Source organism: Aminobacter sp. UC22_36, from assembly GCF_044056035.1.
Lineage (GTDB): Bacteria > Pseudomonadota > Alphaproteobacteria > Rhizobiales > Rhizobiaceae > Aminobacter.
Genome location: NZ_CP171996.1, coordinates 2,753,351 through 2,767,504 on the forward strand (window position 1 = coordinate 2,753,351; position 14,154 = coordinate 2,767,504).

Below are 14,154 nucleotides of genomic sequence, written 5' to 3' on the forward strand. Positions count from 1 at the left end.
CGAAAGCCGGCGGCGCATGGCGTTTGTGTGCGGTTGATGTAGCATAGAAGGTCTGGGGCGCAAGAGGCAGGCCCGATGGGCGACCGCGTGCGGGAGGGGCAAGCCGGTAACAATCCGGTGGTCGAGGCCAGCGAGCGCGACTTGCTGGCCGCTTCAGCTATGTCTGCTGCGTGGGCACAGCCAGCGGCGCCTGACACGGGTGCCACTTTTGCCGCCGGCAAACTGCAGATGCTGCCACAGCACTCGTCCTGGCTGCGACGAGGGTCCATGTGGTTGGCCGGCCAGCAGATCAACGCGCGATCTGCACTGGCTGCGATCGAACTGGAACTCGACCGCGGTGTAGCGTTCCTGCTGCTGCCGGTTTTTCTGGCGTTTGGCGCGCTGGTGTATTTTGCGCTTCCAGCCGAGCCGGATCTCGCGCCATTCGTCGCGGCGTTTGTGCTTCTGGCCATTCTCGCCTTCTTCACGCGCAGGCAACGGCTCGTGCACTACGCGCTCGCCTCATTCGCCGCCTGCATGCTCGGTATGGTCGTGGCAAAGTTCGAAACGGGGCGCATGGGGACGAAGATGCTGGGCGGCGAAATATCGACGGCTCTTACCGGGCGCGTCGTTGCGATCGATCATCTGGACAAAGGGCGGATGCGGCTGACGCTCGACGTTCTGGCGACCGCGCGCCCTGTATTGCGTTATGCCCCGCAGCGTGTGCGGCTCACCGCGCGCAAGGTCCCAGAAGACATTCTGGCGGGGTCTGCGGTGACGGGTTATGTCCGCCTCATGCCGCCGTCCGGGCCGGTGCGGCCGGGCAGCTACGACTTTTCCTTCGAAAGCTATTTCGATGGCATCGGCGCCAGCGGCTTTTTCATGAAGGGGCCGGAACTCGCTGCTACCACGCGGCCACAGTCGGCCAGCGATCGTGCTTTTGCTTGGGTAGAGAACGTGCGTGAAAAGATTGCCCAGCGTATCCGCGACCGGATCGGCGGCGCCGAAGGCGAGATCGCTGCGGCCCTGGTCGTCGGCGTGCGTGGCGGCATCCCTGAGGATGTCAACGAGGCGCTGCGGCGTACCGGTCTCTACCACATCATTTCGATCTCCGGCCTACATATGGCGATGGTCGCGGGTACTGTGATGCTGCTGATGCGGCTTGCCTTCGCGGCCTTTCCCAGCTTCAGCTCACGGTGGCCGGTAAAGAAATATGCGGCAGGCGTGGCCCTGGTCTCGACCGGCGGCTATCTGTTCATTTCCGGTGCCGAGGTCGCGGCACAGCGCAGTTTCATCATGCTGGCGGTGATGCTGACCGCGGTGCTGTTCGACCGCGCCGCCCTCACCATGCGCAATCTGGCGATCTCGGCGATCGTCGTCATCCTGATTTCTCCCCATGAGGTCGTCGGGCCCAGCTTCCAGATGTCTTTCGCCGCCACGGCCGCCCTTGTCGGCGCTTATGCCTGGTGGTCCGACAGGCGGGAGGCGCAAGCGCCGCCGGTCGGCCAAAGATCACTGCCGTCGAAGATCTGGCGCTGGCTTGTCACGGTTGCCGTCGGGCTTGCTGCGACCTCGGTCATTGCCGGACTGGCGACCAGCGTGTTCGGCGCCTGGCATTTTCAACGCGTCTCGCCGCTCAGCCTGTTCGCCAATCTGGCCGTGATGCCGTTTGTTTCAGTTCTGGTGATGCCGTTTGCCGTTATGGCAGGCATCTTCATGCCTTTCGGCCTCGACGGCGTCTTCCTCGACACAATGGGCGTCGGCCTGAAGGCCATGATTAGCGTCGCCATTTGGTTCTCGGCGCGCTCGCCGGTCGATGCGGTTGGCCTGGTGTCGCCTTATGCGGTGCTGTCGCTTACCGCCGCACTCGTCATTGCGTCGACGGCAACGACCTGGCTGCGCGCCGCGGCACTGCCCTGCGCAGCTCTCGGACTGCTGACGGTTGTGGAAACGGAAACGCCCGACGTTCTCGTCTCGGAAGACGGCCGCCTGGTGGGCGTGCCGATCGGAGACGACAAGCTGGTCATCAATCGCGCCCGGCCGAACCAGTTCACCATCGACAACTGGCAGCGTGCGTTGGTTTCTGCAACGGTTGTCGGCCCGGCAGACATGCCCGCGAGTGGCACCGCTGGCGCTGGAAACTCACCCGACCCGACCCATAGACAAGCAGCCGGCGACGCAAATGTCTCTGACGCAGCTTCCTTCGTTTGCGGCAATGGGCTGTGCACTGTTCAAGAGCCGGTGGGCGCGCGGATTGCCCATGCGGCGAACGCCGCAGCCGCCAGGCGCGCCTGCGAAAGCGCCGACCTCATCGTAGTGGACGATGCCACGGCAAGGGACGTCTGCCCCAACGTGACACCAATCGTCCTTACCAAGCGCGAGCTGGCGCGCCTTGGCAGTGCGGCAATATTCATCACGCCGGCGACAGCGTCCGGAGGCCGCAAGGTCGAAATCCGCCACGCCGTGGCCGAACCATACCGGCCCTGGCATGTGCAGCGCGAATTCTCCCGCGAGGCGAGGGGCCTGCCGCCTTACAAGCGCGCTGACAAACGAACAAAACCGCTGCCAGCCGCACAGCCGGACAAATAGCCTGGATGGGCATCATAGCCAGGATGCGGATCCGCGCAGGTCGCACACAGCCAAAGTGGGCCAGCGTGAGGAGCTACCGACACGCTTTTGCCTGTGCTCATAAGGTCCGGAAAATCAGTAGCGACGGATCAGCCCGACCAGCTTGCCCTGAACCTTGACCCGATCAGGTCCAAAAATGCGGGTCTCATAGGCAGGATTGGCAGCCTCGAGCGCGATTGAGGCGCCCTTGCGGCGGAAGCGCTTGAGTGTTGCCTCTTCGTCGTCGACAAGCGCGACGATGATCTCGCCGGGATTGGCGGTGGTCGAGCTGCGAATGACGACAGTGTCGCCGTCAAAAATACCGGCCTCGATCATCGAGTTCGCCCTTGACCTCGAGCGCATAGTGCTCGCCGCCCATGATCATGTCAGGCGGGACGGCGATCGAATGCGTCTTGTGCTGGATGGCGTCGATCGGCACGCCGGCAGCGATACGTCCCATCACCGGAATGGTGATCGCCGAACCGGCGTCGTCGTCATTGCCGGCCGACATCGAGCGCGATGGCTCGGGCTTGCGGCCAAGACTGCCCTCGATGACGCTGGGCGAGAATTTCCGCGCCGCGTTCAGCCCAGGCGCGATCGAATTGGGCAGGCGCAACACTTCAAGCGCCCGCGCCCGGTTGGGCAAGCGCCGGATGAAGCCACGCTCCTCAAGTGCCGTGATCAGACGATGGATACCGGATTTGGAGGCGAGGTCGAGCGCTTCCTTCATTTCGTCGAAGGACGGTGGAATGCCGGCCTCCTTCAGTCGCTCGTGGATGAACAGCAAAAGCTCGTGTTGTTTGCGCGTCAGCATCGCCACCCCCGAGGAATCAGAAGAAAAACAAACCCAGAACAAACACTATCTGTTCCAGTTGTGTTCTGCAACTGTTTATATTTCATGAAGGGCTGATGCTTCTTCTAACGCAGCATCATCACATGGCAGGCACTGCCAGATTCCGCTGCCGGTGCGAAGGGTTCGCGCATGAGGGCGCAATTGGCCTCGGCGAGCGTGCGGAGCATCGACGAATCCTGAACCGTGTAGGGCGTGACGATCAGGCCATCTGCAGTCTCGCGCGCAATAGCGCGAACAAAATCTTGGCGCAGGTCGTTGGCAGCCATCGCCGTGTCGAGGATGCCGTTGCGAATGTCGGGCGCATAGGGTCGCCCCCCAAGCCTTGCCAGCAAGGGCTTCAGGAAGATGTGCGAGCAGATCAGACTGGCGACCGGATTGCCGGGCAGGCCGATGCAGCGGGTCTTGCCGAGGCGGCCGAACATCAACGGCTTGCCGGGGCGCATGGCGATCTTCCAGAAGTCGAGATCCATGCCCAGGTCGGTCAAGACGTGGTGGACGAGATCGTGGTCGCCGACGGAGGCGCCGCCGAGCGTCACGATCACGTCGGCCTCGGCATCGAGCGCCTTGGTGACAAGCGCTGAGATTGCTTCGGTGCGGTCGGCGGCGATGCCGAGGTCGAGCACGCGCGCGCCAACCGACTGGGCGATTGCGGCGACACCGTAGGCATTGGAAGCGATGATCTGGTCGGGTCCCGGGTTGCTGCCTGGCGGCAAGAGCTCGTCGCCGGTGGCGATGATGGCCACCAGTGGCGCGCGGATCACCGACATTTCAGGGTGATTGGCGGCAGCGATGAGCGACAGGGCTGCAGGGTCGAGCACGCGGCCGGCGTCCAAGATGAGGTCACCCTGCTTGAAATCGAGACCCTTGGCGCGGATGTTTCGGCCAAGTACCGCCGGTTCGCGTATCTCGACCTCACCATTTCCAAGGTCGCGGACGTTTTCCTGGATGATGACGGTATCGGCACCCAGGGGCACCGGTGCGCCGGTGAAAATGCGCACCGTCTCGTTATGCATTACGGTTCCGCTGAACTGCTTGCCCGCAGGGGCCTCACCGACAACCTTCAGCCGTGCCGGAAGCGACGCAATGTCGGCGAAACGCACCGCATATCCGTCCATGGCCGAGGCATCGAAAGGAGGCTGGGTGCGCAGCGCATGCAAGGGGCTTGCGAGCACGCGTCCCGAAGCTTCGCGGAGGCCAACCGTCTCCGTGCTGCTGGGGTCGGCGCCGTCAAGCAGGCGCTCCAGGGCCTCGGTGACGGGCAGCAGTGCCATCTATTCGGTCGCCTTGTAGTCACCCGACTTGCCGCCGGTCTTTTCGACCAGCCTGATGCCGGAGATCACCATGCCGCGATCGGCGGCCTTGGCCATGTCGTAGATGGTGAGACAGGCGACCGACGCGGCAGTCAGCGCCTCCATCTCGACGCCGGTCTTGCCGGTGACGCGCGCAAGGGCGGTCACCCGCAGGCCAGGCAGGGCCTCATCGGGCTCGATCTCGACCGAAACCTTGGTCAGCAGGATCGGATGGCAGAGCGGCACAAGCTCATGCGTGCGCTTGGCCGCCATGATGCCGGCGATGCGCGCGGTGCCAAGCACGTCGCCTTTCTTGGCGTTGCCCGAAAGGATCAGCGCCAGGGTTTCGGCGCGCATGGTGACAAAGCCTTCGGCGATTGCCGTGCGCGTGGTCTCGGCCTTGTCGCCGACATCGACCATGTTGGCCTCGCCGCGGGCACCGATATGGGTGAGTGTGGTTGCCATGTCAGGCGCTTGCGGCTTGGGGGGCGCCGTCGAGCAGCACGCGGGTGGCGGCTGCCACATCGGCCTGCCGCATCAGGCTTTCGCCGACGAGGAAGCTGCCAATGCCGGATTTTTGCAGCCTGAGGCAATCGGCATGAGTGAAGATACCGCTTTCGCCGACCAGGAGCCGATCGGCCGGAACCATGGGCGCAAGGCGCTCCGAGGTGTCGAGGCTGACCTCGAAGCTGCGCAGGTTGCGGTTGTTGATGCCCAGCAGGCGGGAAGAGAGCTTGAGCGCACGCTCCGTCTCTTCTTCGTCGTGAACCTCGACGAGCACGTCCATGCCGTGCTCGAAGGCCGTGTCCTCGAGCCGCTTGGCGTCGTCGTCGCTGACGCTCGCCATGATGATCAGGATGGCGTCCGCGCCCCAGGCGCGGGCTTCATGCACCTGATAGGGCTCGAACATGAAATCCTTGCGCAAGGCGGGCAGGGTGCAAGCGTCGCGTGCAGCGCTCAGGAATTCAGGAGCGCCCTGGAAGGACGGCGTATCGGTCAGCACCGACAGGCAGGCAGCACCACCTTCGGCATAGGCCCGGGCAAGTGCCGGCGGGTCGAAATCGGGACGGATCAGGCCCTTGGACGGGCTGGCCTTCTTGATCTCGGCGATGAGGCCAAAACGATTGTCGCGGCGCTTGGCTTCGAGTGCGGCAAGGAACCCGCGCGGCTTTGAGGCGTCGCGCGCCCGTGCCCTGAGCTCGACGAGCGGCATGGCAGCTTTGGCGGCTGCGATCTCGTCGCGCTTGTAGGCTTCGATGTGGCGCAGGATATCTGCCATGTCGTTATCCGTTCGAAACGCTGACCAGGCGATCGAGCACGCCAAGCGCCCGCCCGCTGTCGATCGCCTCGGCTGCAAGTGCCACGCCTTCACCGATGGTCGCGACCTTGTCGGCGACGACGAGGCCAGCGCCGGCATTCATCAGCACCGTGTCGCGATAGGCTCCCTTGGTACCTTCAAGTACGCCGCGCAGGGCCGCCGCATTGTAGGCGGAATCACCGCCGCGCAGTTCTTCGCGCGTGTGGCGTGCCAGGCCGACCTGTTCAGGCGCCAGCGTGAAGGTGCTGATGCTGCCATTGGCAAGTGCCGCGACGTGGGTCTCGCCGGTCGTGGTGATCTCGTCATAGCCGTCGCCATGGACGACCCAGACGTGCTGCGCACCGAGTTGCTTCAGCGTTTCGGCGACGGGTTCGACCCATTCAGGCGAAAACACGCCGACCAGCTGGCGATTGACGCCGGCTGGATTGGAGAGCGGTCCGAGCAGGTTGAAGATCGTACGGGTCCCGAGTTCGACGCGGGTCGCACCGACATGCTTCATCGCCGGATGATGCGCCGGCGCGAACATGAAGCCGACGCCTGCTTCGTGGATGCAACGGCCGATCGCTTCGGGCGACAGGTCGATGTTGACGCCGAGCGCGGTCAGTACGTCGGCGGCGCCGGTCAACGAAGACAGGCCGCGATTGCCATGCTTGGCGACAGGTACACCGGCGCCTGCAATGACGAAAGCCGAAGCCGTCGAGATGTTGACGCTGTGCGAGCCATCGCCGCCAGTGCCGACGATGTCGATGGCATCAGCTGGGGCTTCGACGCGCAGCATCTTGTCGCGCATCGTGGCGACCGCGCCGGAGATTTCGCTGACGGTTTCGCCGCGCACGCGCAACGCCATCAGGAAGCCGCCGATCTGGCCGGGCGTCGCTTCACCCGACATGATGATGTCGAAAGCCTCGCGCGCCTCCTCGAAGGTGAGGGGCGTGCCCGATGCGACCTTGGCGATATGCGGCTTGAGTGCGCTCATGGCGTTCCCACCGCAAGTGCCCGGGTGATCGCCGCCTGGTTGATCGTTGCCTCATACTCACCCTGGAGCTGGGCTACGAGCTGGTCGAGCAGGTCGTCGGACATGCCTGAGGCAAAGGACTTCTGCGCGTCCTCGGGTATGGCACTTTTGTCCGCGCCGGCAGGCTCGAACACTTCCGTGACCTTGAACAGGATCTGCGCATCGCCGGCCGGTGCCGGAATGATGCCGGTGCCACCCTGGCCCATGGCGAACATGGCGGAAGCACCCTCGCGGCCGAAATCGGCATCGTCGGCTTCACGCTTCAGGCCGCGTTTGGTCTGCTTTTCAAGCTTGAGTTCGCCAGCGATCACTTCAAGTGTCGCGCCGTCCTTCAGGCGCTTTTCGAGCTCGTTGGCCTTGTCCTTCAGGCGCTTGGTCGCCTCGGCCGCGGTCCAGTCGGCCACGACCTTTGCGCGCACCTCGTCGAGCGTGCGATCGCGGGCCGGCGTGACCTCGTCGACTTCGTAGAACACGAAGCCGTTGGTGCCGACGTTGAGCGGCGGGTTTTCAATGCCGGCTTCGGCCTCGAAGACCGCCTGGATCAGGTTGCGCGAGTCCGGCAACGTGTTGACGACGGTGCCGTCCGGCAGCTGGCCGGCGCGGTCAATCGCTTCGATCGTCACCACCTTGAGCTTCAGCTTGTCGGCGGCAACCTTCATCGGCTCGCCGCCGGCGCGGGCGTCTTCATACTGGTCATGGACGTCGAGCAGGATGCGGTTGGCTTCGGCAAGCGCGAGATCCTTGCGGATCTGGTCCTTGACCTCGTCGAACGTCTTCACCGCCTCGGGCGTGATCTCGCTGACGCGGACCAGCACCGGGCCGAACGAACCCTGGACCACGTCGCTGACCTGATTGGCCTGCAGCGCAAAAGCCGCATCGGCGACAGCCTTGTCGGCGATCTTGTCCTTGGCCAGCGTGCCAAGTGCGACGTCTGCGGCGGTCTTGCCCTGGTCGGCGACAAGCTTGTCGAAGGTAGCACCGCCCTTGATCGCGTCGGCAGCAGCCTTGGCGGCATCGGCGCTGAGGACCAACTGGTCGATCTTGCGCGTTTCGGCAGTGGTGAAGTGTGACTTGTTCTTGTCGTAGTCCTGGCGAACCTGCTCGTCGGTGATCGAAGCGGGATCGACGATATCTTCCGGCTCAAGCTTGACGTAGCTCAGCTTGCGGAATTCGGGCGCTGCATAGGTCTTCTTGTTTTCCTCGAACCAGGCGTTGAGCACGTCGTCGGCAGGTGCTGCAATCGGCTCGACCAGCGACTTGGGCAGCGGCAAATAGTCGATGGTACGGTCTTCGCCGCGGTAAAGCGCGACGGCCCGCAGGAAGGTGTCTGGTGCCTGGAGGCCATCGGAAACGGCTTCGACGATCTGCTGGCGGACGGCGACCTGGGCGCGGTTCTTCAGGTAGTCCTCAGGACGCATGCCGATCTGGCGCAGGATGTATTCGAAAGCCTGGCGGTCGAACTTGCCGTCGGCACCGCGGAAGGTCGGGTCATCCCAGGTCAATTCGGCGAGGCGATCCTTGGACAGGCCAAGGCCGAGCTTGCGCGCCTGCTCGTCGAGCACCGCACCGGCGACGAGCTGGGAAAGCACCTGGTTGTCGATGCCGAGCGCATTTGCCTGGTCACGGGTCAGGCGCTGGCCGAACTGCTGCGACATGACATTCAACTGACGGTCGTAGGCGAGGCGGTATTCGACGCCCGAAACAGACGTACCACCGGCGGTGACCACCTTGTCGCCACCAAACTGGTTGTGCATCTGCCCCGAGATACCCCAGATCGCGAAGCTGACGACGAGTAGCAGAAGCAGAAGCTTAGCAACCCAGGTTCCCGCAGCACTTCGCATCGATTCGAGCATGTATCAGATCCCGTATACGCGCATGATCGCATGCGCCTGCATGAACCATGCGCCTGCATGAACGAAGCGCAATAGCGCCCTTCGCCGTCAGTGTCGATTGCTTTGTGGCTTGTTTTTGGTAGTGAGGTTGCCCGAGCGAATATCGATTTCGAGGGAAGAGCACAATGACGCCAGGAATCCGTCCACTCGTTGCCGGCAACTGGAAAATGAACGGCACCAGCAACTCGCTCAACGAACTGCGCAGCATTGCGAGCGGTTTCATGGGCGGCCTCGATGCCGAGACCGAATCTCTCCTGTGCGTGCCGTCGACGCTGCTGTCGCGTGCTGCTGAAATCCTCCACCGCACGCCGGTCAGGACCGGTGGGCAGGATTGCCACGCCAAGGAAAGCGGCGCCCACACAGGCGATGTTTCGGCCGAGATGCTCAAGGACGCCGGCGCCAGCCACGTCATCGTTGGTCACTCCGAACGCCGTACCGACCATGGCGAAACCGACGACATCGTCCGCGCCAAGGCGGAAGCCGCCTGGCGGGCAGGGCTGGTGGCCGTGATCTGCATCGGCGAGACGCATGCCGAGCGTGAAGGCGGTGCGACGCTGTCGGTGCTGTCGCGCCAGATCGAAGGCTCGGTGCCGACGACAGCAACAGCTGCCAATGCCGTCATTGCCTACGAGCCCGTCTGGGCGATCGGCACCGGCTTGACGCCGACCGTGGCCGACGTGGCCGAGGCGCATGCGCATATCCGCGCGCGCCTTGCGGAGAAGCTGGGTGCACCAGCTGCCAAGATGCGCATTCTCTATGGTGGCTCAGTCAAGCCGTCGAACGCCAACGAATTGCTGGCGATCGCCAATGTCGACGGCGCGCTTGTTGGCGGCGCCAGCCTCAAGGCTGCCGACTTCCTTGGCATCGCCGAAGCCTATCGCAAGCTCTGATTTCACCACACGTGACCGTTGCAAAGGCAGCGTGTCACCCCATATTCGGCCGGCGGGCTTGGAAATGCCTAGAAAGCATTGTATTGAGCCGCCTCCGGAAGGCCGGGCGCTTCGGTGCGCGGCAAGTCCCCGTCAGGAAAGATCCCAGGAAGCGCAATGGAAACCGTCCTCATCGTCATTCACTTGATGGTCGTGCTCGCCCTTGTCGGCGTGGTGCTCCTGCAGCGCTCTGAAGGCGGTGGCCTCGGCATCGGTGGCGGTTCGGGCTTCATGACGGCGCGTGGTGCTGCCAACGCGCTGACGCGCGCCACGGCAATCCTGGCGACGGTGTTTTTCGTGACCTCGCTGACGCTGTCGATCGTTGCCCGCTACGGCGAAAAGCCGACTGATATTCTTGACCGTGTTCCGACCACCCAGAGTGGAACGACTGGCGGCAAGGGCGTTCTCGACCAGCTCGGCGGTTCGACCGCGCCGGCATCTGGCACCACGGCTCCCGCAGCTCCGGCGACTCAGCCTGCTGCGCCTGCCACAGCGCCGGCCGCTACAGGCACCGAACAGCCTGCGGCAGGCACTCCGGCAGCTCCGGCAACGCCGCAGGTTCCTAACTAAGTATTTACCCTTTGCCGCAACCTGTTGTTGTTTGAACACAGTTGCGGCAAATGCCGCATGGATCACGACAATTCGATCATTCCGCCGGTGGTGCCTCCCTTGAGGCGCCTCCGGCTAATCGATTATAGCTGGGTAGCGGCATATCGGCGGGGAGGCCTTGGGGGCACCGCGCGTTGTCGCAAGAAAATTTGCGTTAAACGTTCGGGATCCTTCGCCATGCAGCTCCGCCGCATCCTTCTCGCTGGCCTTTGCGCCACTTTCATGAGTTCGACAGCCTTTGCCGCGACGTCGGCCGGCACGGCTGCAGCGCCGCAGCCTGGGGGCGCAAGCGACGTTGTCGCTGTCGCCGCCAAGAGCGATGCATCGGAACTCAAGCTGCTCAAGAAAAAGAAGAAGCCGACCGACGAGGATCTGGCGCGCATCAAGGGCCTTGAAGCCAAGATCAAGGCCGACAAGGAAGACGCCCGGCTGAAGATGCTCGAAGCCAAGAAGATGGCGATGCGGGCAGCAGCGAAGGCAAAGGCCGATCAGGCCCGCGAACTCGCCCGGCTGAAGAAGACCGAAAAGGCAACCGTTCAGGTTGCCGCGGCAGCACCGGCGCCCAAGCGCAACACGCAGCCACTTGAAGTGATGAAGCCGATCGAGCCGCTTACCCCCGATGCGATCGAGGTGGCATCGTCCGGCAACAATGGCGAGCTGCGCAGCGAAAGCCAGGATCGTCCACGCCAGACCGGCCTGCTCGCCGGTATTTTTGGCGGCAGCGCGCCGCAGCAGTCGATGCTGCCTCAGACACGTGCGCTCGACGCCGTGTTGCAGGCCAAGCAGGCCAAGAAGCAGTTCAAGGTGAAGTCCGACTTCGAGCCGCAGGAAGTGACCTTCTCCGGCTATGAGCGTGGCCAGATCGTTGTCGATACCAGTGCACGTTATCTCTATCTGGTCGAATCATCGTCGACGGCGCGCCGTTATGCCATCGCGGTCGGCCGCGAGGGCCTGGAGTTCAAGGGCAAGGCGACAATTGGCGACAAGCAGGAGTGGCCGCGCTGGATTCCGACCAAGGAAATGCAGGAACGCGAGCCCAGGAAGTACGGCCAGTACAAGGACGGCATGAACGGCGGTCCGGAAAACCCGCTCGGCGCGCGTGCCATCTACCTTTACCAGGGCAAGAAGGATACCCATATCCGTATCCATGGTACCAATCAGCCGCAGACGATCGGCACAAATTCTTCGAACGGTTGCTTCCGCATGGTCAATGACCACGTCATGGATCTCTACAACCGCGTGAGGATGGGCTCTGAAGTCATCGTCATGTAAGGCGTTTTCAAAACGCTGATAGCGGGCCGGCGGTCACGCCGGCCTTTTTGTTTGCGTGCCAATCCGGCAGCAATGTTGAACAGCCACATAGGGAAAAGTCCGACGCGGCGGATTTTTCTCTGGCGGAATCGATTTGGCCGCGTTAAGCGATGAATCCCATGGCGCGATATGTTTTTATTACCGGCGGCGTGGTCTCTTCCCTTGGAAAAGGCATAGCCGCAGCGGCCCTTGGGGCTCTTCTGCAAGCACGCGGATATCGCGTGCGCATCCGAAAACTCGATCCGTATCTCAATGTCGACCCGGGAACGATGTCGCCTTACCAGCATGGTGAGGTGTTCGTGACCGACGACGGAGCGGAGACCGATCTCGATCTTGGTCACTACGAACGCTTCACCGGGCGTTCGGCGAACCAGAGCGACAACATCACCACCGGTCGCATCTACAAGAACATCATCGAACGCGAGCGGCGCGGCGACTATCTCGGCGCAACCGTGCAGGTCATTCCGCACGTCACCGACGAGATCAAGAACTTCATCCTCGACGGCAATGACGAGTACGACTTCGTGCTCTGCGAAATCGGCGGTACTGTCGGCGACATCGAGGCGATGCCGTTCCTCGAGGCGATCCGCCAGCTTGGCAACGATCTGCCGCGCAACAACGCGGTTTACGTCCACCTGACGCTGATGCCCTACATCCCGACGGCCGGCGAGCTGAAGACCAAGCCGACGCAGCACTCGGTCAAGGAACTGCGCTCGATCGGCATTGCGCCGGATATCCTGCTTGTTCGTGCTGACCGCGACATTCCGAAGGAAGAACGCCGCAAGCTGTCGCTGTTTTGCAATGTCCGCGAGTCGGCGGTCATCCAGGCGCTCGACGTCGGCCACATCTACGACGTGCCGCTGGCCTACCACAAGGAAGGCCTCGATTCGGAAGTGCTGGCTGCCTTCGGCATCGATCCGGCACCCAAGCCGCGGCTCGATCCCTGGCAGAACGTGTCGCAGCTGATCCACAATCCGGAAGGCGAAGTCACCATCGCCGTTGTCGGCAAATACACCGGCCTCAAGGATGCCTACAAGTCGCTGATCGAAGCGCTGTCGCATGGCGGCCTCGCCAACAACGTCAAGGTCAAGCTCGACTGGATCGAAAGCGAGGTCTTCGAAAAGGAGGACCCCGCACCGTTCCTGGAAAAGGTCCACGGCATCCTGGTGCCCGGCGGCTTCGGCGAGCGTGGTTCGGAAGGCAAGATCCTGGCCGCGAAATTCGCCCGCGAGCGCAAGGTGCCGTATTTCGGCATCTGTTTCGGCATGCAGATGGCGTGCATCGAGGCGGCGCGGTCGCTCGCCGGTATCGAGAATGCCTCGTCGACCGAGTTCGGCGCGACCAAGGAGCCTGTTGTCGGCCTGATGACCGAATGGCTCAAGGGCAACATGCTGGAGAAGCGTCGGGCATCCGGCGATCTCGGCGGCACGATGCGCCTGGGGGCATTCGAGGCGCGGCTTTCGGAGGGGTCGAAGATCGCCGAGATCTACGGTGACACCGACATCTCGGAGCGCCACCGCCATCGCTACGAGGTCAATATCGACTACAAGGACCGGCTCGAAGAGTGTGGCCTGGTCTTTGCCGGCATGTCGCCGGACGGCGTGCTGCCCGAGACGGTCGAGTATCCCGACCATCCCTGGTTCATCGGCGTGCAGTACCACCCCGAGCTGAAGAGCCGTCCGCTGGAGCCGCATCCGCTGTTTGCGAGCTTCATCGAAGCCGCGGTCGAACAGAGCCGACTGGTCTGATATCCATGCGCGCCGTCGTGACTTCGCCGGCGCGCATCATCTCCCGGCGGCTGCGCCGCGCATGACCACATATGTTGCGCTCCTCTACAGCATTGTCCTTGGCCCCGGCCGGCGCGTCGTCATGTCCGACCTGCGCGACATGGCCACGGATCTCGGCCTCGGCAATCCACGCACGCTGGTTGCCACCGGAAATCTCGTCTTCGAAGCCAAGGGCAAATCGGTTTCCGCTCTGGAGCGCGAGCTCGAAGCCGCCTTCGTCCCCAAATTCGGCAAGCATGTCGACATCATCGTGCGAGATGCTGCCGTCTGGCAGAAACTTGTCGCCGCCAACCCATTTCCCGAGGAATCGGAACTTCATCCGGACCAGGTTGGCGTGCGCGTGATGCGGGCGCCGGTGACCGCTGAAGTCATGGAGCGGCTTCGCCCCTATGCCGCTGCCGACGAAAAGCTCACGTCTGTGGATGGCGACATCTGGCTCTATTTCTCCCGTAGCACCGCGTCGTCCAGGCTGCTCGGAGCATTGACGCCCAAGCGCGCTGGCGGCATCGGCACATCGCGCAACTGGAACACCGTGCGCCGGCTCGGCGAAATGGTGGCATCGTAA

At 63.2% G+C, this 14,154-nt stretch carries 11 protein-coding genes and 1 pseudogene; 6 read left to right on the forward strand and 6 right to left on the reverse strand.

The features are described from left to right. Positions 1–75: 75 nt before the first annotated feature. Positions 76–2,568 (forward strand): ComEC/Rec2 family competence protein, encoded by a 2,493-nt coding sequence (locus ACHMW7_RS16850; protein ID WP_395446763.1) that lies wholly within the window; start codon positions 76–78, stop codon positions 2,566–2,568. A gap of 114 nt (positions 2,569–2,682) precedes the next feature. Here ACHMW7_RS16850 and lexA read toward each other — a convergent pair. From lexA to ACHMW7_RS16880, 6 genes and pseudogenes are all read right to left on the reverse strand, one after another. Beyond that, positions 2,683–3,400 (reverse strand): annotated as a pseudogene (gene lexA / locus ACHMW7_RS16855) (transcriptional repressor LexA). 104 nt (positions 3,401–3,504) lie between these two features. After that, positions 3,505–4,710: a gephyrin-like molybdotransferase Glp gene (gene glp / locus ACHMW7_RS16860; protein WP_395446764.1), complete on the reverse strand. Its 1,206-nt coding sequence runs from the start codon at positions 4,708–4,710 to the stop codon at positions 3,505–3,507. Then, positions 4,711–5,193, reverse strand: a complete 483-nt coding sequence (moaC, locus tag ACHMW7_RS16865; protein ID WP_395446765.1) for a cyclic pyranopterin monophosphate synthase MoaC — start codon at positions 5,191–5,193, stop codon at positions 4,711–4,713. It abuts the gene before it with no gap. Between the two features lies 1 nt (position 5,194). After that, the gene (gene trpC, locus ACHMW7_RS16870) at positions 5,195–6,007 is read right to left on the reverse strand and encodes an indole-3-glycerol phosphate synthase TrpC (RefSeq protein WP_395446766.1); all 813 of its coding nucleotides are present in this window, start codon (positions 6,005–6,007) and stop codon (positions 5,195–5,197) included. A 4-nt stretch (positions 6,008–6,011) separates the two neighbouring features. Beyond that, a complete protein-coding gene (gene trpD / locus ACHMW7_RS16875; protein WP_395446767.1) occupies positions 6,012–7,022 on the reverse strand; it encodes an anthranilate phosphoribosyltransferase in 1,011 nt (336 codons plus the stop codon). Further along, positions 7,019–8,914 carry a SurA N-terminal domain-containing protein gene (locus ACHMW7_RS16880; RefSeq protein WP_395446768.1) on the reverse strand — a complete coding sequence of 632 codons (1,896 nt, stop codon included), beginning with the start codon at positions 8,912–8,914 and terminating at the stop codon, positions 7,019–7,021. The genes trpD and ACHMW7_RS16880 overlap by 4 nt, the downstream gene beginning before the upstream one ends. Before the next feature lie 164 nt (positions 8,915–9,078). Here ACHMW7_RS16880 and tpiA point away from each other — a divergent pair, with 164 nt between their 5' ends. The 5 genes from tpiA (at position 9,079) to ACHMW7_RS16905 (ending at position 14,154) form a co-directional block, all read left to right on the forward strand. Further along, entirely contained in the window at positions 9,079–9,843 is a 765-nt protein-coding gene (gene tpiA / locus ACHMW7_RS16885; protein ID WP_395446769.1) for a triose-phosphate isomerase, read from the forward strand. A gap of 156 nt (positions 9,844–9,999) precedes the next feature. Then, a complete protein-coding gene (gene secG / locus ACHMW7_RS16890) occupies positions 10,000–10,452 on the forward strand; it encodes a preprotein translocase subunit SecG (RefSeq protein ID WP_395446770.1) in 453 nt (150 codons plus the stop codon). Positions 10,453–10,668: 216 nt separating this feature from the next. Continuing rightward, on the forward strand, positions 10,669–11,763 hold the full coding sequence (locus tag ACHMW7_RS16895; RefSeq protein WP_395446771.1) for a L,D-transpeptidase: 1,095 nt from the start codon (positions 10,669–10,671) through the stop codon (positions 11,761–11,763). Positions 11,764–11,912: 149 nt separating this feature from the next. Beyond that, entirely contained in the window at positions 11,913–13,550 is a 1,638-nt protein-coding gene (locus ACHMW7_RS16900; RefSeq protein WP_395446772.1) for a CTP synthase, read from the forward strand. 61 nt (positions 13,551–13,611) lie between these two features. Continuing rightward, positions 13,612–14,154: a DUF1697 domain-containing protein gene (locus ACHMW7_RS16905; protein WP_395446773.1), complete on the forward strand. Its 543-nt coding sequence runs from the start codon at positions 13,612–13,614 to the stop codon at positions 14,152–14,154.